Here is a 20976-nt window from a genome sequence, read left to right on the forward strand (position 1 = left end):
AGAGGGGAGCGGGCATGTCCAGCTCAGAGAAGGCCGTCGTCGTCGCCGGCATCAAGAAGTCGTTCGGCTCGGTGGCCGCGCTGCGCGACGTCAGCTTCGAGGTGGAGCGCGGAGAGGTGCTCGGTCTGCTCGGGCCCAACGGTGCGGGTAAGACGACCACGGTAAACATCCTGTCCACGCTGATCAAGCCCGACAGCGGGCGCGCGTTGATCGCCGGTCACGACGTGGTCAGCGATCCGGCGGGGGTCCGCCGGGCTCTGATGCTCACCGGTCAGCACGCCGCGCTGGACGACTTGTTGACCGGCCGCGAGAACCTGCTGATGTTCGGGCGTCTGCAGGGCCTGAAGAAGAAGGTCGCCAAACAGCGCGCCCAGGAGCTGTTGGAGCAGTTCGATCTGGTGCATGCCGGCGACCGCGCGGTGGGCAACTACTCCGGCGGCATGAAGCGCCGCATCGACATCGCGTGCGGGCTGGTCGTGCGACCCGAGGTGGTGTTCCTCGACGAACCCACCACTGGGCTGGATCCCCGCAGCCGCCAAGCCATTTGGGAACTGGTCACCGATTTCAAGGAAGCCGGGATCGCGACGTTGCTGACCACCCAGTACCTCGAAGAGGCCGACCTGCTCAGCGACCGCATCATCGTGATCGACAAGGGCACCGTCATCGCCGAGGGAACCGCGGATCAGCTCAAGGAGCGCACCGGCGGCACCTACTGCGAGATCGTGCCGCGTCAGCTCAGCGACATCCCGGAGGTCGCCAGAATCCTCGGCCCGTTGCTGCCCGACGCGCACCGGGCCGCTCTGAGCGACACCTCGGACCGCATCTCGATGCCGGCGCCCGACGGGCCGGGCACCCTGATGCAGGCACTGCATCTGCTCAGCGAGGCCAACATCGACCTCACTGACATCGCACTGCGCCGTCCGTCTCTGGACGAGGTGTTCCTCGCGCTGACCGGGGACCACCCGAAGGCCATCGAGGACGACGAAGAGCTCTCTGCGGCGGACGCGGGCGCCTACGCGTGATCGAGCAGACCGCGATACCCCAACGCTCGGCGGCCATTCCGCGCGGCGTTCGGCCGCCGGTGTCGGCGATCCAGCAGTGGTGGGTGCTGACCATCCGGATGATCATCCCGACGCTGCGCAACGGCGAGCTCGGCACCCAGATCGTCGGGTCGATCGTGTTCACGATCGGCTACTACCTGCCGCTCAAACAGATGATGGGCGCGGTGCAGCCGCTGAGCAGCTACGCGCAGTACCTGACACCGCTGATCATCCTGCAGGCGATCTGGTTCGCCGCGATCTCCGCGGCGTCCCGGTCGGCGACGGACTCCGTGCAGGGCATCAACCGTCGGTTCCGCGCGATGCCGATTCCGTCGATCACCCCGCTGGCGTCGCGGATGACGGCGAGTATGTACCGCTGCTGCATCGCGCTGGTGGTGTCGGTGGCCTGCGGGTACGTCATCGGGTTCCGGTTCGACAACGGTGTCCTGCACGCACTCGGCTTCGTCGGTCTCGTCCTGCTGATCGGCGCGGCGCTCGCGATCATCGGCGACCTGATCGGCATCGCCACGCAGAACCCCGAGGCGACCGCCCCTATGATGCTGATTCCCCAGCTGACGCTCGGTTTGGCGTCGGTCGGCCTTCAGCCGGTTGAGCGGTTCCCCGACTGGATCCAGGGTTTCGTACGCAATCAGCCTCTGTCGCAATGGGTTTACGGGCTGCAGGCGCTGGCCGGTGACAGCACCGCAGCGGCGCCCGAGCCGACGTTGTCGGTGCTGGGCCCCGGCATTCTGTGGGCCGTCGGCTGCATCGTGGTCGCCCTGGCGTTGCACACCTGGGTGAGCGGGAAGAGGCGGCGCTCATGAGCCTTCAGTCCTCCACGGCGCCCTACCGCCCCGGCGGCAGGCACCGCCGCGAGAAGATCTGGGAGAACTCGCCGAAACGCCTGCTGCCGCAGGTGATGGTGTTGACGGCGCGGATCCTGCGGCGCTGGAGCCGCGATCCGGCGACCCTGGTGCAGTCGATGGTCATGCCCGCGGTGTTCTTGGTGGCGCTCGACATCGTGCTCGGAGATGTCATCGAACAGGTCACCGGCCACAGCGGACTGTACGGCCAGGTGCCGCTGGTGGCCCTGGTCGGCGGGATGACCGGATCGATCATCGGAGCCGTCGGCATCATGCGGGAACGCGAAGTCGGCCTGCTGTCTCGCTTCTGGGTGGTTCCGGTGCACCGCGCCGCCGGGCTGCTGGCCCGGCTCACGGCCGACTTCGTGCGCATCGTGGTGATCACCCTCGTCGTCATGTCGGTGGGGTTGTTGCTCGGGTTCCGGTTCGAGCAGGGCGTCCCGGCCGCGATCCTGTGGGTGTTCATGCCCGCCCTGTTCGGGGTCGCCCTGTCGGCCGCGGTGCTGACGCTGGCACTGTTCTCCTCGAGCACCATCGCCCCGCAGGCCACCGAGATCGTCATCGCGATCCTGATGTTCTTCTCGATCGGTTTCGTGCCGCTCGACCAGTACCCGGAGTGGCTGCAGCCGTTCGTCGAGAACCAGCCGGTCAGCACTACGATCGAGGCGATGAAGGGCCTGTCGCTGGAAGGTCCGATCGCGCAACCGGTCCTGTTCTCGGTGTTGTGGGCGGCGGGTATCGGCGCAGTCTGCGCGGTGCCGCTGGCGATCGGCTATCGCAAGGCCAGCAAGCGCGGCTGACACACGCGCCGAAATGAACGCCGAATTGACCACGACACACTGACCATCTGGGAGTTGGGTACTCATGTTTCCGTCATCGGGCATCAGGAAGCTGGCACGCAGCGAGGAGATGTTCGCCGAGACGCAGAACTTCGTCGGCCTCGCCGCCCATGTGCGCGGCACCGTCGACGTCGACGCACTGTCGGAGGCTTTTGACGCGCTGCTGCAGGCACATCCGGTTCTCAACGGCCACCTCGAGCAGCTGCCCGACGGCAAGTGGGAGATCGTCCTCGACGACCTGATGCACGAGGGGCTGGAGGTCGTCGAGCTCACCGGCGACGCCGAACCGCCGCCGCTGCTGTTCGACCAGACCGCCGCACTGACTCACCTTCGTCTCACCCGGCGCGACGACGAGACGCATCTGACGCTGTACATCCATCACAGCCTCGCCGACGGCCATCACCAGTTCAGCCTTGTCGAGGAGCTCTTCTCGACCTACACCGACCTCGTGACCACCGGCACGACACGGCAGGCACCTGTGGCACCGGTGCCGACGTCGCTGGAGTCGGTGCTGTCTGACCGCGGCGTGGAGAAGAAGCTACGGTCGGGCCTGGAGCGGTTGCTCGCCGCGATGTTCGCCTACGACGTGCCGCCGTCTCGGAGGGCGCCTTCGGACACCAATCCGGCTCTGCCGCAGCGTGTCCCGATGGAGTTCTGCAAGCTCTCCGAGGCCGAGACCGACAACATCATCGCGTTCTGTCGAGCCAACGAGCTCGGCCTGAACAGCCTGCTGTCCGCTGCGATCCTGTTGGCCGAGTGGCAGCTGCGCGAGACGCCGAACATCCCTGTGCCCTACGTGTATCCGGTCGATCTGCGCTATCTGCTGTCCCCGCCGGTCTCGGCCACCGAGTGCACCAACCCCGTCGGTATCGCCACCTACCTCGCCGAGATCAATCCCGGCACCGACGTCGTCGACCTGGCTCGCGACATCAACGACACGTTCAAGAAAGACATCGCCGAGGGCGTGATCCAGCAGAGCTTCCTGCATTTCAGCCCGCAGTACGTCGGCAACCCGCCCGGGCTGCCCGACGTCGTGATGTTCACCGACAACGGCATCGTCCCCCCGATGCGGATGCCGCCCGAGATGGAGCTCGCAGCCAGCCACGGCGAGCTGTACTTCGCCGTCGGCGCGGGCATCGAGATCTACACCAGCAAGATCTTCGCCGGCCGTCTGATGATCGAATACCACTCACACGGACCGCAACCGGAGAAGTCCGTGCAGGCGATCGAGTCGCTGTTGCGCGGCATCGCCGCGCGTCAGGCCACTGTTCGGGTCGGCTGAGTCAGTGTCAGCTGACGGGCCCGAATGCGTAGCGGTGATACTGCAGGGCGTTACGCACCGGCGGCACAACACGAATGGCGCGCCCCAGGGCCTTGAAGAGTTTCGACGCGCGAGGTGCGGTACTGGCGCTGAAGATCGTCACCGACGCCAGCAGCCGGGTCCCGGCGACGTTGGAGAGGATGTCGTCGGGACTGTTGACCGCCCAGTGCAGCGTGGATCCGGTCTTGCGCACCAGGGTCTGGGTCTTCTGCGACCGGATACCGACCCAGTTGTAGAAATCGATCTGCAGCTCTCCGGACGGGAAGCGGTCGACGACGCGGCGCAGCAGGGCGATGCCGTCCTGCTCCGTGAGGTACATGCTGATGCCCTCGGCCAGGAACAGCACCGGCTTGTCGGCCGGGATCTGGTCGAGCCAGGACAGTTCCGTGGCGGGAGTCGGGAGCAGGTGGTAGTTCGGCCGCGACGGGTAGACCTGTTCGCGCAGCTCGATGACGCCGGGGAAATCGACGTCGTACCACTGCACGTCGGGTCCGGGGTCGACGCGGAACACGCGGCTGTCGAGCCCGCACCCGAGGTGCACGACGGTGCAGGGGCCGTGCGCGGCGATGAACTGCTTGGCCCAGATGTCGTACTGCGCGGTGCGGACGGTGACGATGGGCGCCCACTTGCCGTCGACGCCGAGATCATTCCAGTCGTAGTCGATGCGCTCGATCGCCTCTTTGGCGAACCTGTCGCCGAGAACGGGACGTTCGAAGTCGGCGTCGAGGGCTTTCAGATAGAGGGTCGTCAGCATCGTCTGGGCCGGCCCGGTCAGATCGATGGAAACCTTGTCCGTCATGCAGGAGAGGCTATGCGCAAACGCCGCCGGGGAACAATCAGCCCCACACCGGAAGGAGCAGAGATGCATGCAGTATCGGAAAACTCAAGGTGCGCCCCATGAGCCGAGTGTTGTTCGTCTACTACTCCTACACCGGCCAGACCCAGAAGGTCCTCGACGCTGCCGCCGACGTCCTGCGCGACCGCGGGTGCGAGGTGCAGATGGCGCCGATCGAATTCGTCGACCCGCAGTACTCCGAACCGTTCACCCGCTTCCCCATGCGCAGCGTGTGGCCGGACATGTTCAGTGTGTTCAAGGCTCAGGGCAAGGGGGAGACGGGCAAGATCCGCACACCCGAGGCGGTGCGGGCGGGGGAGTACGACCTCGTCGTCTTGGGGTCGCCGACCTGGTGGCGGACGGTGAGCATGCCGCTGCGGTCCTTCCTCGAATCCAGCGAGGCCGCGGTGCTCGACGGCACGCCCTACGCGGTGTTCACGGTGTGCCGACGCTACTGGCGGGAGAACCTGGAGGCGGTCCGCGAGCTCGCCGACAAGCGGGGCGGCCGCTTCGTCGACAGCATCCATTTCGAATATCCGGGTGGTCAGCTGCAATCCATGCTGTCGCTGACGAGCTATCTGGGGTCGGGCGAGTACAAGGACCGCTATCTGGGCGTCAAGATACCGCCGACGAATATCAGTGCCGCTCAGGTGGATCAAGCTCGGGCGTTCGCGGGCAGGCTGGCGGACCGGTTGTTCGGCGGACGGTGAGTAGGCCGCGTCATGCCGACACCCTTTGACGTCCAGACGGATTCACCGGCCGGGGTCGAGCAGATCCTCGCCGCCTTCGGCGACGAGGAATACTGGCGTGACCGGATCGCCGAGTTCGGCGGTGGTGCAACCACGCTGGACAGGCTCGACGTCGATGCCGACGGCGCGGTCTCGGTCGCGACCACCCAGGACCTGCGCAACGACCTGCTGCCCGGACCGCTGACCAAGGTGTTCAGAGGCAACCTCTCGATCGTGCGCACCGAGACGTGGCACCGCACAGGTGCCGATGCGGTAGCCGGCGCGGTCACGATCTCTGCCTCCGGCGTTCCAGGCTCGGGTGTGGGAAGCGCCACAGTCGCTCAGGTCTCGCACGGTTCGCGATTCAGCTTCACCGGAACCGTGGAGGTGAAGATCCCGATCGTCGGAAGCCGGGTCGAGAAAGCCATCTGCGGTCAGATCGTCACCGAGATCCCGCAACTTCAGCGCTTCACCTCCGATTGGATTGCACAGAATGGCTGAACCCACCCCGTCGACTCCGGAAGCCCTTGCGCGGCTGGATATGTCGCTGATCGATGTGATGATGACCCAACGCGCGGTACGCCGCGTCTACCCCGACCCGATCGATGACGAGATTCTGATGAAGTGCATCGAGGTCGCGCTGCATGCGCCCACGGGCGCCAACGGACAGAACTGGGAATTCATCGTCGTCAAGGATTACGCGACGAAGAAGAAGCTCGCCAAGCGGTACCGGCAGGCATGGAACCTGTACTACCACGCGGTGATCCGGCGGGTGTCCAAGCGCGATCCGTCGATGGCCAAGACCGCGCGCGCGGTGCAGTGGCAGGTGGACCACTTCACCGAGGTGCCAGTCTTGATCGTGGCGTGCCTGCGACTCGGCGCCAAAGACGGCCGCATCCCGTTCGTGCCGATGCCGCACGCGGCGCTGTCGGGATTTTTCGGCTCCATCTACCCGAGCGTGCAGAACCTGCTCCTGGCGGCCCGCGCGATGGGCCTGGGCGCTTCGTTGATCACGCTTCCGCTGTGGAGCGTGACCTCGACGCGCAAGACCCTCGGGCTACCCGTGTCGGTGACACCGTGCTGCGTTGTGCCGCTGGGATGGCCGCGGGGCCGCTACGGGCCGACGACCCGCAGGCCGGTCGCCGAGGTGATGCACCTCAACACCTACGGCAACCGCCCCTGGATGGGTACCGGCTAGCTTTCGCCTCCGGTATCGCCACCGCCGGATCCGCCCGAGCCCGCGTTAGCAGAACCGCCCGAGCCCGAGCCCGAGTCGTCGCCGGACGTCGAGCCGCCGCCCTCGGAGTCGGCCGCGGCGCTTGAGTCGCGCACGAGGTCGCGCTTACCGCGCGATCGCACGGTGTGGGTGTCTTTTGCGGTGGTGTCCTCAGTGGTGGCAGTGTCTTCCGCCTCGTCCGCCACAGCCTCGCCGTCGTGAGCTTCGTCCTCTTGGACGCTTGCGAACTTGCCCTTCAGGAAGCTGGTCGCGGTGTCGACGATCGACGTCGTCTCCGACTCCAGGGTCCCGTCGTCGCCCGGCTTCTCGATGGGCTGTTCGATATCGGCACCGTCGGTGCCGCCAGCGGCGTCAAAACTGAAGCTGCGCAGTGCAAGTGCGGGTGATTGCCCGTCTAGTGCTTCGTCAGCCGGCGCGACGGTATTCGCGACAAGTTCCAGATCTGTTGCATCGGAAGGGGTATCGACGTCGTCAGCCGCTTCGGCCGGCGGGCGCAGGAAGAGCTTGACGAATGTCTCGATCTCGCGCACCGCGATCCAGTCCGGCAGGTGACCGGTGACCTGCATCGCCGCGCTGAAGTTTGCAACAGCGCTGACAAATTCCCACAGGGTGGTGGATTTGACACCTTCGGGCTCGGATGTCAGGGAATCCCATAGGGAGCGAATGGGTTCGGCGGGATCCAGCTTAACGGGAGTTCTCGACCACGTGGTTTCAATGCCGTTGTAGGGCGTGCGAACTACGGGGAAGGTGTATCCGTCCTCGTCGTAGAACTCGCTCATCGGAACCCTGAACATTCTGGTCAACATCCCGGGCAGGTCAGGACACTCGAAGTTGCAGCCCTCATACATCGGCAGATTCGCGGTGGCCCACCAGTTCAGGTGCCTGCCGAACGGCTCCGAGAAGTGCGGGAACGGGATCACCGTGTTGACCAGTTCCATCAACATCGCCGGGTTGGCCTCGTCCCAGCCCCACTGATTGTTGGGTTGGTTTACGTTCCAGTCTCCGCTGATCACCATCGCAGCGGCGAGCCGGTCGAGCGAGGCCACCATGTTGGCCGGAGCACTGAGCGCTTGCTGGATCATGTTGACGGGCACGTACGCCACGGAGGACGCGGACAGGCTGACATCGGATTCGATGGCGCGGACGGTCGGCGCAGGCGCCTGGATCGGGGTTACGGCAATGACGCTGGCACCAACCAGAGCCACGCTGGTGGTGATGACTGGCTTGACTGCTACTCGCATGACACCCAACTTTCCCCCCGACGTTTACATCGGTCGACCGGATGACCATACCCTGTGCCCGCCGGGACCTCCCACCCTTCCGCAAACAATTGCAAGTGGCCACCCTCGGTCGTTGCGAGCTTGCGCGTTCCCGCTGCAGCACATGTTTGTCCCTGCCGATTCGCGGACGCGCAGCGGCGAGTATTGACGCCCTTGGACGAATAATAATTGACGCCTGTGCGAAATAACGAGTGTGCAGCGGGATTTCGGCACGATATGCGCACGCGCACGCCCGCGTGCCTTCGGGATGAGTTGCCGGGCGCCGTTGCCCTCGGGAACTGACGAACACCGCCGAATGCGGTCCGAGCCGCACCGGCGTGCCTGTGACATCTACTCACGGCAAACACCTCAGAGCTTCTTGAGCCCCCGCAGAACCGAGGTGTAGGGCGCCGTCGCCGCGATGCCTTTGCGCAGCTTGGGGTTCAGCTGGCTACCGTTGATCACCAGCAGGTACCTCAGGCCGTGGTCGCGCCACTCGGCGACCTGATCGAGAATCTCGTCGGCGGTCCCGTGGAAACAGATCTCCTTCATCAGCGACGCCGGAACGCGAGCGGTGTATGCGAGGGCCGTCTCCTGATCGATCGTCTGCGGAACGAGATCCTGCACGCCGGAAAAGTCGGATCCGAGCGGATGCTCCACTCCGTGCCTGGCCCAGGCCTCGGCCGGCGCGGCCAGCGCCACCGACTTCACGATCACCGAATCGAGTGCCTCGTCGACGTCGTCGCGGGTGCGCCCGGCCACCACTGTCCGGTTCACCGCCGGTGTGATCGCCATGGGGTCGCGGCCGTTGTCCGAAGCGGCAGTGCGCACCGCGTCGAGCGCTCGCGAATAGTCGTCGGGCCGCGAGATGACGAACGGCACCCAGCCGTCCGCGTAGCGCCCCGTCGCGCGCAACATCCGGGGGCCGTGCGCTGCGACCCAGATCTCGGGCCAGCGGCCCTTGTGCGGGGGTAAGTCGAAGACTGCGTGCCGAAGCGGGAACCATTCCGATTCACGGGTCACCGGCTCGCCGCCCGAATCCCACAGCGCCCGAATGGTGGCCAGCGCCTCGACCAGCCGGGCCACCGGCTTGCTCCACTCGACTCCGTAGGGTTCGTTGCCTTCACGTTCCCCGACACCGATCCCGAGGATCGCGCGGCCGCGGGTCAGCAGATGCAACGTGGCGGCCGCCTGCGCGGTGACCACCGGGTGCCTGCGGCTGGCATCAGTCACGCAGACACCGAATCGCAGCCGGCGCAGGCGATTGCGTGCCGCCAGGTGCCCGAGCATGGTCCACGGTTCGAGGATGGCGTCGACCTTGGGCACCAGTTTCGCCGCGAGGCCGAGATGTTCCGGGGTGGCCACCGAGCGGGGCACCAGCGAGTTGATGTGGTCGCCGACCCAGAACGAGTCGGCGCCGGTCGCCGACGCCGTGAGCATGCTGGCCGACGGGAGAAGCGTCGGCGAGATCCGGGTGTTGACGATTCCGTCGAGCAATCCGAAACGGAAAGGGGAGACGGCGGATCGCGCTCGGAACGTCATAGTCAGCGACCGTACTCCCGCCGTGCGGACGCCCGTTCGCCAGATGATCGTCGCGAGGTGGTCAGTGGTAGGTTGCACATGCTCGTCTCCGCTCGGAGATCCGCCCCTCGATCGAAAAGGTTGTGGACCTGTCATGGCACCGCTCGAGGTGATCGGCAAGGGGAGTGCGGGCCCGGCTCATCCTGTTCCGCTTCTTTTCGTGCACGGCGCGTGGCATGCGGCCTGGTGCTGGGATGAACATTTTCTGGACTTCTTCGCCGGCAAGGGGTATCGAGCACTGGCCCTGAGTCTGCGCGGGCACGGCAACAGCCTTTCGGACAAGCCACTTCGCGCCCTGTCGATCACCGACTACGTCGACGACGTCGCGAGCGTCGCCGCGACTCTCCCGACGCCGCCGGTGGTGATCGGACACTCGATGGGTGGCTTCGTCGTCCAGAAGTTCCTGGAGTCCCGGGACATCCCGGCGGGTGTGCTGATGGCCTCGGCGCCGCCCAGGGGCTATTTCGCGTCGGGCATCCGATGGCTACGAAGGCACCCCAGAGACTTCCTGAAGCTGTCCGCCACGGGCACATCGCTGCCCTACGTCAGCTCACCGGAACTGGCCAGGGAGCGGTTTTTCTCACGCAACACCCCGGAGTCGGTCGTCGTCGCCTGCGCCGCCCGTCTCCAGGAGGAAAGCGCCCGCTCCGGTCGCGACGGCGTCACCGTGCTGCCCCGGCCCGCGCGGGTGCGAGCACCGATGCTGGTTCTCGGCGCGCTCGAGGACTCCCTGGCCGTCACTCCAGACGAGGTCAAGGCGACCGCGGCGGCCTACGGGACCCAACCCGAATTCTTCCCCGGCATGGGGCACAACATGATGATCGAACCGGGGTGGAGATCAGTGGCCGAGCGAATCGATTCGTGGCTCGTATCTCGCGGTTTATGACCCCGCAGTTGTTGCTCCTGCGACGGATGTAACGGATGGGTTCCGCCAGCCCTCGGCTAATTGACGTGGCCAGCAAAAGCCTCTGTAACACATTCCAGTTCACATCCGATGTTGCTGGAAGGTGGGTGCGCCGCCCCGCCCGCCGAGCCGCGCCCGCGGTGGCTACGGTTCCGTAACCAGCTATCCACGTTGCCACAGTGCGTATTCGCTGCACAATAGTCGTCGAACGTATTCTGCAGTTCACAAGCTTGGTCATAAGCCCTTCAGCAATTGCTTCAGGAAGCTTTTGGCCCTGCGCACCTCAGCTTTGCGGGTACTCTCGCAGGACGGACCCACTCGGGAAACTGGCCTGCCACAGCATCCCAAGCGGTTTTCTCTGAGGGGTTGCGGGGATGTTCGCAATTTCAGCCAGCAATTCCTTGCGGTGTGAATCTGTGATAATCTCCGCTCACCTCTGCCGTGATCGGATCGTCATCACATTGCAACGACCTGGAAGGTTGCGACATGCATTCAGCGCTCCGCCCGTATATGACGACGGGTCTTGCCATCGTGGGTTCGAGCGTCATTGCGCTCGCTCCGATCGCTCCGCCCGCGCCTGCGGTCGGTGCGGCCACCACCACCAAGCAGGTCACGCAAGACGTCACGCTCTCCGCGCGGGTGATCACGATCAATCCGTCTCCCCAAGAGCTGGAAATGGGCGAGCAGCTCAACGGCACTGTCTGTGGCGGAAACGGCACTCCCTGCTATGAGCTCGATTACGTACCCATATTCACGAACGCGGCCGGATACTTCGGCTTTGGCGTAAAGGCCCTCCAAGAAAACCTCACTGAAAATCTTGGCGAAGACACCACCATCTTCGCCTTCAGCGAGGGCGCGACCGTCGCGTCTCAGTGGCTGAAGAAGCATCTGGAGAATCCCGGGGCGTATCCCGCACCCGAGAAGCTGACGTTCGTAGTCATCGGCAATCCGACTCGCAAGTACGGCGGCTCGCTGTTCCTCACGCCATGGCCTGAAAGCCCGTACAAGGTCATTGATGTGGCCATGCAGTACGACCCGACGGTCGACCAGCCCAAAAACACGCTGAATTCACTCGCGGTTCTCAACGCCGCGATGGGTTTCTTCACCAACCACCTCGGCAAGGGTTATTCGGATGTCGACCTCGACGACCCGGCGAACAGCAAGTGGACCGAGGGCAACATCGAGTACGTCTTCGTCCCGTCGAAGACGCTGCCGATCGTCGAGCCGCTGCGCTGGATCGGTCTCAACCAGCTCGCCGACGACCTGACGCCGGGCCTGCAGTACCTGATCGAGCAGGGTTACGACCGCGACGACCGCATCACCAACACGACGATCACTGCCCCCGACAAGAGCTGGTCGTACATCCCGATCAACCTGGCCGAGACGATCGCCAACATCCCGTACTACGCCGTCGCGGGCACCAACCGTTTCGCTGAGGCGATGCGCGCCAGCGGCAGCTGGTGGGTCTACACCCCGGTCAACGTGCTGGGCTGGGATCCGGCCAACCCGGAGATGACACGGGCCTTCGTCGACTTCCTGATCGCGATCCCGTCGATCTCCGAACCGCTGGGCGAAATCGCCGACTATTGGGCGCGCGCGAACCTGCCGATGAACGCCGGCTGCACGGGCTTCCCCCCGTGCGACAACCCCGCCGGGATCACCGATCAGATGTTCAAGGTGATGCTGTGGGATCTGTTCAGCCCCAACGGATACAAGTTCACGAGCCCGATCACCCCGGAGTACAACCCCGTCAGCTCGGTCGAGGGTTTCTGGGGCCAAGAGCTTGGCCTCACAGGTGACGAGGTCAAATGGCACGACGAAACGGTCTATCTGACGCCGTTCCAGGAGACGACGTCGTTCTGGGATCATCTGATGTCGAGGCCCGAAGGCATCAAGACTCCGACGCTGCAGGACCAGTTCAAGTCGTTCGGGAATCTGCTCGACGCGCTGAACACGACGTGGAACCCGTTCGTGCCGATGAGCTACGTGTGGAACCCGAAGATGACGCCGTTCGCCTACCTCGCGCGTCCGTTCGCCAAGCTGCTGTGCCCGAAGTGCAACAAGACCGACCCGTTCATGCCGACGGGATGGAAGGTCGGCCTGGACATCTACCCCGGCGCCTACATTCCGCCGTCGGTCAAGAACCTGTACGACCCCAAGACCGGCGAATACATCGGTGACCCCGTGGAGGGCTTGACCGCCGAGGAAATCGCGGCGTGGCGCGTGAAGTCCGGCATCGACCCCGCGCCATCGGGCGACCAGCAATCGACACTGCGCATGCTCTCCGTCTCCGACACCGAGGAGACCACTGACGAGGGCACCGGCGAGACGGCGAGCAACAACACCGAGACGTCCACAGACGACACGGCACCCTCCGCGGGGACTCCGGATGTCGTCACGACCGCCGTCCAGGACTTGGTCGACAAGTTTCAGAACGCGCCCGTTGAGGGAGAGGAAACCCCAACCCCCGAGACCGGGCCCGAGCCGGAGGCTGAGACACCTCAGCCCGAGCCCGAGCCCGAGCCCGAGGCCGAGGTCGAGACGCCCGAAGAGTCCACGACCTCGCCGGCTGACGAGGACGGGGCCGACACCGACAACGACGAGCGCAAGACCACCAAGGCCGAGAGGTCCGCAGCTCAGGCCGAAGCCACCGCGGCAGCGGAGTCGAACACGACCGATTCCAACGACTCCGGTGATTCCGGTAGCGGCGGAAACGGCAGCGGCGGTGGCAGCGGCACCGGGAGCGCGGGCAGCGGCGGCAGCGGTGGCGCAGGCGATGACTGACAAGGGCGTCGGGAACGGTCGCGCAAAGGACCGTAGTATCGCCCCGTGAGCACGGAGCAGTTTGAGGCCGTTATCGTCGGTGCGGGTTTTGGCGGAATGGGTGCCGCCATCCAGCTCAATCGGCTGGGGTACCGCAAGATCGCCATCCTTGACCGCGAGGACGACCTCGGAGGTACCTGGCACGTCAACCGTTACCCCGGGCTGACGGTCGACGTCCCCTCCACCACGTACTCCTATTGGTTCGAGCCAAATCCGTACTGGTCTCGGCTCTACGCTCCCGGTAACGAGCTGAAGACCTACGCAGACCATGTCGCCGACAAATACGGCCTGCGCCGGTACATGCGGTTCGGCACTACTGTCGAGGGTGCGCAGTGGGATGAGGACAGCCAGACCTGGCTGGTGTCGCTGGTCGGCGGGGAGACGCTGCGGACGCAGTTCCTGATCCTGGCGACGGGCTACCTCTGTCAGCCCAAGAAGCCCGACATCCCCGGGATCGACGACTTCGCCGGTACGGTGCTGCACGCCCAAGAGTGGGACGACGACTACTCGTTGAAGGGAAAGAGGGCGGCGATCATCGGTACGGGTTCGACCGGTGTGCAGCTGATCCCCAAGCTGGCCGAGGACGTCGCCGAGCTGACGGTCTATCAGCGCACTCCGATTTGGGTGATGCCGAAACTGGACTTTTCGTTCGGTCCGCGCGCCCAGCGGCTGTTCGCGAAAGTGCCTGCCACACAGCGGTTCCTGCGGCTGTCCAGTGACATGTTCATGGACGTCATGGTCACGATCGCGATGTGGAAGTTCCGCCAGTTCCGTCCGGTGAACCGGGCGGCAGCCGCGATCGGGCGGCTGCATCGGTTCCTGGCCATTAGGGATAAGAACCTTCGCCGTCAGCTCACCCCGTCCTATGACTTCGGCTGTAAACGACCGACGCTGTCCAACGTCTACTACCGCACGTTCAACAAACCCCACGTACACCTGGAGACGGCAGGCATCGAGCGGATCGAATCCGACGGCATCGTCAGCAAGGACGGAGTCAAGCAGAATGTCGACACCTTGGTCCTCGCTACCGGCTTCGACGTCTGGGAATCGAATCTGCCGGCCATTCCGGTGATCGGTCGCGAGGGTCGAGATCTCGGAAAGTGGTGGCGGGAAAACAAGTTCCAAGCCTACGAGGGCCTTTCTGTGCCGCTGTTTCCCAACCTGCTCACCCAGGCGAGCCCGTATGCGTGGGTCGGGATGTCGTGGTTCGACACCGTCGAGTATCAGATGCGCCACATGAACCGGTTGTTCGGCGAGCTGCAGCGTCGCGGCGCCAGTACGTTCGAGGTCACCGAAGAGGCCAACGCCGAATTCCTCGATCGAATGCTGACCCTGCTGGACGACTCGGTGTTCACCCTGGGTAATTGCGCGAATTCACGCTCGTACTGGTTCAACAGTTCAGGCGAGGCACCGCTGTTCCGCCCCACGTCGATCCGTCAGGCCGTCAAGGAGCAGGACACCTTCCCGCTGAGCCACTACCAGATGGCCTGACAGGCCACCCCGGCCCTTGGGCCATCGCTGACAAGCAGATCTCGACCCGACACCAAGGGGTGACGACATGGCAACGGCCACTACCGATCCCGTGCGGCTGCCGCCCGGCCCACGGATCCCGAAACTGATCCAGGGCGCTGTGGTGCTGGCCGCCCGCTACGGTTCGGTCGCCGCGCTGGGCCGTCGGTACGGTTCCACGTTCACCTTGCAGCTGCCGGTATTCGGAGAGACCGTGGTGATCAGCGACCCGGTGCTCGTCAAGGATCTGTTCAGCACCAGCCGCGACCTCGTCGGAAGGCCGCAGAACAACCTCGGCGGCGACGTGCTGGGACCCGGTTCGATCTTCAATTTGGAAGGCGACGAGCTGCTGGCGCGCCGCAGACTGCTGCTGCCGCCCTTCAACGGAAAGAACATGCGCGCCTACGAGGACATCACCGAACAAGAGGTGATGCGCGAGATGGCTTCCTGGCCCGAGGGTGTCGAGTTCGAAACGCTTGAGCCGATGATGCGGATCACGTTGAACACCATCCTGCGCGCCGTGTTCGGGGCCAAGGGCGACGAGCTCGACGAGCTGCGGGTCGTCATCCCCGCCGCGGTCGAATTCGGTTCCAAGATTGCGCTGTTGCCGTCCGTGGTGCGCCGCGACGTCGGCCCGTGGAGCCCCGGCGGCAAGTTCGCCCGCTACCGGCGACGGATGGACGAGATCTGCACATCGTTGATCGCCGACGCCCGCTCGGACCCGAACTTCACCGAACGCGGAGATGTGCTGTCATTGCTGCTGCAGGCCCGCTACGACAACGGCGAGCCGATCCCCGACTCCTACATCGTCGATGAGCTGTTGACCATGCTCGTCGCCGGGCACGAAACGACGTCCACACAGCTCGCGTGGACGATCGAACGTATTCGCCGTCACCCGGATCTGCTGCAGCGCCTCTCGGACGAGGTCGATGCGGGAGGTTCCGAACTCATGGCGGCGACGATCGCCGAATCTCAGCGCACTCGTCCCGTACTGACCGCTGCCCTGCGTCGCGCCAGGACTCGAATTCGGCTGGGGGAGTGGGTGATTCCCGAAGGCGACACGATCATGGCGAGCACCCAGCTCGCCATGGCGGCCGAGGAGAGTTTCCCGGATGCCGACAAGTTCAATCCGGACCGGTTCATCGGCAATCCACCGAACCCGTTCGCGTGGATTCCGTTCGGCGGCGGCATGATGCGGTGTATCGGCGCGTCGTTCGCGACGATGGAGATGGATGTCACGCTGCGCACCATGCTGCGGGAGTTCCGGCTGGAACCCACCGACGAGCCCGACGAAAAGCCGCACAGCCGGGGCGTCACAGTGACGCCGGGCCGAGGCGGCCGAGCGGTGGTGCGTCGGCGACGCACGCCGCAACAGCGCAGTGCCGATTCGGCGTCGGTCGCCGAGGGCAGCGGCTAGAACCGGTACTGCAGAATTCGCGCCTTCCTGGCGATCGAGGGCACTTGGCGCGACAGGCGGCTCGCCATCCGCAGACCCGCAGGGAAAAGTGCACTCTCGGGCCGGTGCATCGCGCTTGCCTCCTCGACGAGGCGCAGCTGCGCATTCCACGCTTCCGGTGTGCGGGCATCCTTGAATCCCGGAAAACTCCATTGCCGGTGAGGCGAATTCGACTTGCTCGAGGTCGCCAGCCGGCCCAATATCTGGTTGGCCTTGCTGACCTTTCCGTAGTCGTTGAACGCGATCACGCCCGAGGCGAAATTCCCGGTGATCCGCCGCAGAATCCCGATCACCGCGTCCTCGTCGAGGAAGGCGAACAAGCCGTCGGCGAACACCATCGCAGGCCTGTCGGCAGGAACACCGGCTGTCCACTGCGGGTCCAGCACGCTGCCTCCCACTGAGTGTGCACACGGATGCGCCGGCACCAAGGAATCGCGCACAGAGATGACCGCGGGCAGGTCGACACTGAACCAGTCGACGGTCTCGGGCGGATCCACCCGCCACACCGCCCTGCTGAGCCCGGCGCCGATATCGACCACTACCGCAGCAGGATTGGCGGCCACGTAGGCCCGGATGCGTTCGTCGAGCATCTTCGCCCGCAGCGCCACCAGTGCCACCACGCTCGGACTCGCGCCCAGGCCGGCGAAGTCGTGGTTGATGTGTCGCACCGTGTCGTCCGCACCGGTGTCACCCAGAATAGGGGTGTCCGATCGCGAGTCGAGGGCGCGGCAATACTCGGTGAGGAGCGCGGTCTGTTCGATCGGCGCTAAGCCGCTGACGTCCATACCGCCAGCCAAGCACATGAAACAACCTGACGAAAAAGTCCAGGCGCGCGGACCCCTATTCGCTGTCCCCGGACGCCTCGCTGCCCGATGACTCCCGGTCCGAGGATTCTCGCTGGGAGGGGGCGTCGGTGTCGCTTTTGCGGGTGCGACGATGCGACGCCGCGGAATCCGACGTGTCGGTGCTGTTGTCAGAGCCGGCCACGCCGTCGGAGTCCGCGACCTCGTCGTCGGTCGACTCGGTCTCATCGGCGGCTGAGTTGTCGTAGTTGACGGTGTCCACTGACGATTCCTCGCGCAGGTCGACTTCGTCCATCTCATCGACCTCCTCGGTGAACAGCTCTACGTCCTGTGCTGCGGGCTCCGACGGTAGTACCGACGAGCGGGACACCGATTGCACGTCGCCGCGCGTATTCGCCTGCAGCAGTTCGGGTTCGGGCGGCGGAACCGGCGGAAGGCCCGGTTTCGCGGGCAGGTAGGAACGGTCGTAGGCGCGCTCGACGATCTCTTTCAGCGGTCCGTTCAACGCATCGGCCAGAAAGCCCAACCCCACCCAACGCAGCGGCTTGAGCAGCGGGAGTTTTTCGGTCGGCACAAAGACGTAGGTCGTGTTTCCCTCAACCCATACGTAGTTCTTCTCGTCGTAGATGTTGACGGTCTCGTAGTCCTGGTGGGTGAAGAAGAAGCCGGCGTTCGCGTTGAGCAGGGCCAGCAGGTTGAAGGGATCGTCGGGAAAGTCCGAAGCCATGTCGTACTGCTGGGACACGTCGATCACGCGATAGTCGGTGCTGGGGAAGGTGGTTTGCCAATCACGGTCCGAACCACCATATTTGCGGCTGGGATTGCCCATCAACACGAAGCTCAGGTCCTGCGCCGACGGGGCGCCGTCGGTCCCCCCGTTGTCGGTCAGCCACCGGCCCGTCACCCGCGCGCCCTGGCTGTAGGCGAACACGATCTGCTTGCCGGTGGTTCCGTCGCGCAGCACCTTGTCGAGGGTCGCAACGGCTGCCGTCGAATTGGCCCGCGAATACAGCACGTTCTTGCACGTTCGCGGCGACTCGCACATGACGCCGCTCAGGTCGTCGTCATTGCCGCCGGGCAACAGGCTGAGGGTTAACACCCGAGTGGGTTCGTCGGGGAAATAGTTGAAATCGGCGGCCCCCGCGACCGGGCCGATCGGCGCCACAACTGAAAACGCCATCAGCGGTACGGCTGCCGCCGCCGCCACGGCCATTGCTTTGCGCCGACGGTTACGCGTGGCCTTAGCCATGTCTCCCCTTATCATGAGCGCCCCCCAGTTGCACCGTTTGCTGACTGCCTCAGCGTACAGTGCGGTGGCGACGGATCACGCGAATTTCCGCGGGCGATTTCGCGATCGTAAGATCCGGTTTTGCACCCTTTCCCTCTTCGTGGGCAATTTAAACGCCCAGACGTTAATAGGATGTATAGGTTTGCTAGTGACTCAGACCCTGCTGGTCACCGCAGCCGGCCGGCGACGAAGTTCGCCGACTCCTCGACCATCCCGTTCTTGATATAGGAGAAATGCGCAGGGAAATTCAAGCCCGACGAACAGAACGGGTCGTCGAGCCCGCACAGGTCAATGGTCCTCGGCCCGTAGGTACCGCTGAGTTGGGGCAGCGCCCCGCCACCCGGGATGTCGCGCAACGGATTTCCGAAGACAGCGACGGCGGCCACGTGGTCGGCCAGGTGCGGTGGCAACGGGGTCGGCGTGAACCGGCCGAGCGGTTTGGGGTCGACGGTGATCAGATCGATGACGCCTGCACCCTGCGAATTGCCGCCGAGTACAAGTTTGGTGTCGGGGCAGTTGTCGGCCATCCACTGCACTCGGCCGGTTGCATCGGCTGCGCCCATCGGAGCCGACACGTCGAAGTCGAAGCTCGCGGGGTAGTTCACTCCGTAGGCGGCGACCGACTTGTCGCCCATCTTGGCTCGAAGTGAGTCGACGAAAGCCGTACCGAGCCAACCGAGACCGGCCGGGGCGCCGGTTCCGCGCGCGAAGATCACCTCGACGTCGGGACACGGCTGCGCGCTCGCCGACGGAATTCCGACTGCCGTGGGGATGGTTGCGGCCAACGCCATCGCCGTCGCGCCGAGAGCACTCCACATCCGCCGCACCCGCATGAGTACATGCTGTCACATCACTGGGAGTGCTCTCTGAACAGCGCCGTTGAACTGGCCTTTTCAGTCGAATGAATAATCGGTGAGCGGGAAGTTGTCGTTCTCCCGGTTGGTCTGGTTGGTCGATGCCGGCCGCACGAGCGTCTCGCCGCTCGGACTGAAGTAGTAGGACCGCGACTTCGAACAGTCTCCGAGCCCGAACACCGTTTTGCCCAGGAGTTTCGACATCCGATCGCGGAACGCGGCGTTGGCTTGCGGCGTCACTTCGAAGGTCGTCGCGTTGCGGCGTTGCACCTCACCGAACAGACGGTCCATATGGCGCATCTGGTATTCCACGGTGTTGAAGAACGACAGTCCGCTGGACGCGTAGGGGCCGGCAAGGCTCAAGAAGTTGGGGAAAGCGGGGATCGAGACACCCTGATAAGCCTGGAAGCCGTTGTCGCGCCACCACTTACCGAGGTTCCGTGCGTCGCGGCCGATGATCTCGATCGCGGGGATGTTCGCCTCCCACAGGTCGAAGCCGGTGCACAGGACCAGGGTGTCGATGGTGGTCTTCGTCCCGTCGCAGGCGACGATCCCGTCTTCTTCGACGCGCTCGATCCCTGCCGCCTGCAGGTGCACATGCGGCTTGGTGAACATCCGATAGTAGGAGTTCGAGTACGTGGGGCGCTTGCAGCCGAACTCGTATTCCGGCGTGAGCTTGGCCCGCAACGCCTTGTCCCGAATGGAAACGAACCGCAACGCAGTGGACGTCAGGTTGGCGATGGTGTTGAGCTGCCGGAAGTACTTGAAGTTCAGCACCGACAGAATCATCATCGCTTCGAGGTTCACGTCGCTGGTCCACCGGAAGGCCCGCTGGAGCATCGGTAGCCGGGCAAACAATTGCCGGAGGAATGGCGGAATCGGGAAGTCGACCTTCGGGACGACGTGGATAGGCGTGCGTTGATAGACGGTCAGCTCCGCCGCCTGCTTGGTCAACTGCGGGATCAGCTGCACCGCGGTGGCGCCGGTTCCGATGAGACCGATGCGTTCTCCGGCAGGGGAGTAGCTGTCGTCCCAGTCCATGCTGTGCAGGATGCGTCCGGCGAAATCCTCGATGCCCGGGATGTCGGGCTTACGAGGCTGGGACAGATAGCCCGTCGCCGTGATCAGAAATCGCGAGGTCAGGGTCTCGCCACCGGACAGCGCCACATGCCAGAGCTTCGCGTCGTCGTCCCAGGCGGCGCCGTCGACCGGGCTGTTGAACCTCATGTGCCTGCGGACGTCGTACTTGTCGGCGACGTGTTCGGCGTACTTCTTGAGTTCGGTTCCCGGTGCGTACAGCCGGGACCAGTACGGATTCGGCTCGAACCAATAGGAATAGGTCGGCGACGGGATATCGACCGCCAGACCCGGATAGTGGTTGACGTGCCACGTTCCACCCAGATCATCCTCACGGTCGACGATGAGGATGTTCTCGTAGCCCATCTTCTTCAACTGGATGGCAGCCCCCATACCGCCGAAGCCAGCACCGACGACGATGACGTCGTACTGCGGTTCATCCATGGTCGACAACGGTACCCCACAGCAAATAGATCATCAGGTTAAAAAGCAGTGGCAACCGTGCACACCACGAAACCCCGGCCGGATGCCGGGGCTTCGGGCGGGCGTCCTACGTCGG

The 20976-nt window shown here is 64.7% G+C and carries 18 protein-coding genes; 11 read left to right on the forward strand and 7 right to left on the reverse strand.

The features are described from left to right. Nucleotides 1-14: 14 nt before the first annotated feature. The 4 genes from AWC12_RS26465 (at nucleotide 15) to AWC12_RS26480 (ending at nucleotide 4024) form a co-directional block, all read left to right on the forward strand. The gene (locus AWC12_RS26465; protein ID WP_085177982.1) at nucleotides 15-1022 is read left to right on the forward strand and encodes an efflux ABC transporter ATPase subunit, DrrA-related; all 1008 of its coding nucleotides are present in this window, start codon (nucleotides 15-17) and stop codon (nucleotides 1020-1022) included. Continuing rightward, nucleotides 1019-1864 carry an ABC transporter permease gene (locus AWC12_RS26470; RefSeq protein ID WP_085177983.1) on the forward strand — a complete coding sequence of 282 codons (846 nt, stop codon included), beginning with the start codon at nucleotides 1019-1021 and terminating at the stop codon, nucleotides 1862-1864. Before AWC12_RS26465 ends, AWC12_RS26470 begins: the two co-directional genes overlap by 4 nt. Then, complete coding sequence (locus AWC12_RS26475) at nucleotides 1861-2703, forward strand: ABC transporter permease (RefSeq protein ID WP_085177984.1); 843 nt, start codon at nucleotides 1861-1863, stop codon at nucleotides 2701-2703. Before AWC12_RS26470 ends, AWC12_RS26475 begins: the two co-directional genes overlap by 4 nt. A 64-nt stretch (nucleotides 2704-2767) precedes the next feature. Then, nucleotides 2768-4024: a phthiocerol/phthiodiolone dimycocerosyl transferase gene (locus tag AWC12_RS26480; protein ID WP_085177985.1), complete on the forward strand. Its 1257-nt coding sequence runs from the start codon at nucleotides 2768-2770 to the stop codon at nucleotides 4022-4024. Nucleotides 4025-4031: 7 nt separating this feature from the next. On the opposite strand, the gene AWC12_RS26485 is transcribed toward AWC12_RS26480, so the two are convergent. Beyond that, nucleotides 4032-4862 carry a class I SAM-dependent methyltransferase gene (locus tag AWC12_RS26485; RefSeq protein WP_085177986.1) on the reverse strand — a complete coding sequence of 277 codons (831 nt, stop codon included), beginning with the start codon at nucleotides 4860-4862 and terminating at the stop codon, nucleotides 4032-4034. A 98-nt stretch (nucleotides 4863-4960) separates the two neighbouring features. Between AWC12_RS26485 and AWC12_RS26490 the strand changes: the two genes are divergently transcribed. From AWC12_RS26490 to AWC12_RS26500, 3 genes are read left to right on the forward strand one after another with little or no spacing between them, the layout of a single operon-like run. Next, on the forward strand, nucleotides 4961-5608 hold the full coding sequence (locus AWC12_RS26490) for a flavodoxin family protein (RefSeq protein WP_085177987.1): 648 nt from the start codon (nucleotides 4961-4963) through the stop codon (nucleotides 5606-5608). Between the two features lie 12 nt (nucleotides 5609-5620). After that, nucleotides 5621-6127 (forward strand): DUF2505 domain-containing protein, encoded by a 507-nt coding sequence (locus AWC12_RS26495; RefSeq protein ID WP_085177988.1) that lies wholly within the window; start codon nucleotides 5621-5623, stop codon nucleotides 6125-6127. Beyond that, nucleotides 6120-6824, forward strand: coding sequence for a nitroreductase family protein (locus tag AWC12_RS26500; RefSeq protein WP_085177989.1), 705 nt, complete (start codon nucleotides 6120-6122; stop codon nucleotides 6822-6824). The genes AWC12_RS26495 and AWC12_RS26500 overlap by 8 nt, the downstream gene beginning before the upstream one ends. Here AWC12_RS26500 and AWC12_RS26505 read toward each other — a convergent pair. Both AWC12_RS26505 and AWC12_RS26510 read right to left on the reverse strand, forming a co-directional pair. Continuing rightward, nucleotides 6821-8104 (reverse strand): hypothetical protein, encoded by a 1284-nt coding sequence (locus tag AWC12_RS26505; RefSeq protein WP_085177990.1) that lies wholly within the window; start codon nucleotides 8102-8104, stop codon nucleotides 6821-6823. The two genes, AWC12_RS26500 and AWC12_RS26505, sit on opposite strands and share 4 nt — an antisense overlap. Before the next feature lie 387 nt (nucleotides 8105-8491). Beyond that, on the reverse strand, nucleotides 8492-9562 hold the full coding sequence (locus AWC12_RS26510) for an LLM class flavin-dependent oxidoreductase (RefSeq protein WP_420087741.1): 1071 nt from the start codon (nucleotides 9560-9562) through the stop codon (nucleotides 8492-8494). A 235-nt stretch (nucleotides 9563-9797) separates the two neighbouring features. On the opposite strand from AWC12_RS26510, the gene AWC12_RS26515 reads away from it, so the two are divergent. The 4 genes from AWC12_RS26515 (at nucleotide 9798) to AWC12_RS26530 (ending at nucleotide 16356) form a co-directional block, all read left to right on the forward strand. Continuing rightward, on the forward strand, nucleotides 9798-10589 hold the full coding sequence (locus tag AWC12_RS26515; protein WP_085177991.1) for an alpha/beta hydrolase: 792 nt from the start codon (nucleotides 9798-9800) through the stop codon (nucleotides 10587-10589). 504 nt (nucleotides 10590-11093) lie between these two features. Beyond that, complete coding sequence (locus AWC12_RS26520) at nucleotides 11094-13391, forward strand: PE-PPE domain-containing protein (protein WP_085177992.1); 2298 nt, start codon at nucleotides 11094-11096, stop codon at nucleotides 13389-13391. A 45-nt stretch (nucleotides 13392-13436) separates the two neighbouring features. Further along, entirely contained in the window at nucleotides 13437-14921 is a 1485-nt protein-coding gene (locus tag AWC12_RS26525; RefSeq protein WP_085177993.1) for a flavin-containing monooxygenase, read from the forward strand. A 67-nt stretch (nucleotides 14922-14988) separates the two neighbouring features. Next, entirely contained in the window at nucleotides 14989-16356 is a 1368-nt protein-coding gene (locus AWC12_RS26530; protein ID WP_085177994.1) for a cytochrome P450, read from the forward strand. Here the strand turns inward: AWC12_RS26530 and AWC12_RS26535 are convergent. From AWC12_RS26535 to AWC12_RS26550, 4 genes are all read right to left on the reverse strand, one after another. Then, nucleotides 16353-17198 carry a class I SAM-dependent methyltransferase gene (locus AWC12_RS26535; RefSeq protein WP_085177995.1) on the reverse strand — a complete coding sequence of 282 codons (846 nt, stop codon included), beginning with the start codon at nucleotides 17196-17198 and terminating at the stop codon, nucleotides 16353-16355. The genes AWC12_RS26530 and AWC12_RS26535 overlap by 4 nt on opposite strands. Nucleotides 17199-17235: 37 nt before the next feature. Further along, entirely contained in the window at nucleotides 17236-18447 is a 1212-nt protein-coding gene (locus AWC12_RS26540; protein ID WP_234814167.1) for a PE-PPE domain-containing protein, read from the reverse strand. A gap of 206 nt (nucleotides 18448-18653) precedes the next feature. Next, entirely contained in the window at nucleotides 18654-19319 is a 666-nt protein-coding gene (locus AWC12_RS26545) for a cutinase family protein (RefSeq protein WP_085177997.1), read from the reverse strand. 60 nt (nucleotides 19320-19379) lie between these two features. Further along, entirely contained in the window at nucleotides 19380-20861 is a 1482-nt protein-coding gene (locus AWC12_RS26550) for a flavin-containing monooxygenase (protein WP_085177998.1), read from the reverse strand. Between the last annotated feature and the right edge of the window lie 115 nt (nucleotides 20862-20976).

Origin of the sequence: Mycolicibacterium iranicum (genome assembly GCF_002101705.1) — a bacterium.
Taxonomy (GTDB): Bacteria; Actinomycetota; Actinomycetes; order Mycobacteriales; family Mycobacteriaceae; genus Mycobacterium; species Mycobacterium iranicum.

What these genes read in the sequence shown, in the direction of transcription:
- AWC12_RS26465 (WP_085177982.1), top strand. Translation starts at nt 15, where the DNA reads ATGTCCAGCTCAGAGAAGGCCGTCGTCGTCGCCGGCATCAAGAAGTCG.
- AWC12_RS26475 (WP_085177984.1), top strand. Translation starts at nt 1,861, where the DNA reads ATGAGCCTTCAGTCCTCCACGGCGCCCTACCGCCCCGGCGGCAGGCAC.
- AWC12_RS26480 (WP_085177985.1), top strand. Translation starts at nt 2,768, where the DNA reads ATGTTTCCGTCATCGGGCATCAGGAAGCTGGCACGCAGCGAGGAGATG.
- AWC12_RS26485 (WP_085177986.1), bottom strand. Translation starts at nt 4,862, where the DNA reads ATGACGGACAAGGTTTCCATCGATCTGACCGGGCCGGCCCAGACGATG.
- AWC12_RS26490 (WP_085177987.1), top strand. Translation starts at nt 4,961, where the DNA reads ATGAGCCGAGTGTTGTTCGTCTACTACTCCTACACCGGCCAGACCCAG.
- AWC12_RS26495 (WP_085177988.1), top strand. Translation starts at nt 5,621, where the DNA reads ATGCCGACACCCTTTGACGTCCAGACGGATTCACCGGCCGGGGTCGAG.
- AWC12_RS26500 (WP_085177989.1), top strand. Translation starts at nt 6,120, where the DNA reads ATGGCTGAACCCACCCCGTCGACTCCGGAAGCCCTTGCGCGGCTGGAT.
- AWC12_RS26505 (WP_085177990.1), bottom strand. Translation starts at nt 8,104, where the DNA reads ATGCGAGTAGCAGTCAAGCCAGTCATCACCACCAGCGTGGCTCTGGTT.
- AWC12_RS26510 (WP_420087741.1), bottom strand. Translation starts at nt 9,562, where the DNA reads ATGCTCACGGCGTCGGCGACCGGCGCCGACTCGTTCTGGGTCGGCGAC.
- AWC12_RS26515 (WP_085177991.1), top strand. Translation starts at nt 9,798, where the DNA reads ATGGCACCGCTCGAGGTGATCGGCAAGGGGAGTGCGGGCCCGGCTCAT.
- AWC12_RS26520 (WP_085177992.1), top strand. Translation starts at nt 11,094, where the DNA reads ATGCATTCAGCGCTCCGCCCGTATATGACGACGGGTCTTGCCATCGTG.
- AWC12_RS26530 (WP_085177994.1), top strand. Translation starts at nt 14,989, where the DNA reads ATGGCAACGGCCACTACCGATCCCGTGCGGCTGCCGCCCGGCCCACGG.
- AWC12_RS26535 (WP_085177995.1), bottom strand. Translation starts at nt 17,198, where the DNA reads ATGTGCTTGGCTGGCGGTATGGACGTCAGCGGCTTAGCGCCGATCGAA.
- AWC12_RS26540 (WP_234814167.1), bottom strand. Translation starts at nt 18,447, where the DNA reads ATGGCTAAGGCCACGCGTAACCGTCGGCGCAAAGCAATGGCCGTGGCG.
- AWC12_RS26545 (WP_085177997.1), bottom strand. Translation starts at nt 19,319, where the DNA reads ATGCGGGTGCGGCGGATGTGGAGTGCTCTCGGCGCGACGGCGATGGCG.
- AWC12_RS26550 (WP_085177998.1), bottom strand. Translation starts at nt 20,861, where the DNA reads ATGGATGAACCGCAGTACGACGTCATCGTCGTCGGTGCTGGCTTCGGC.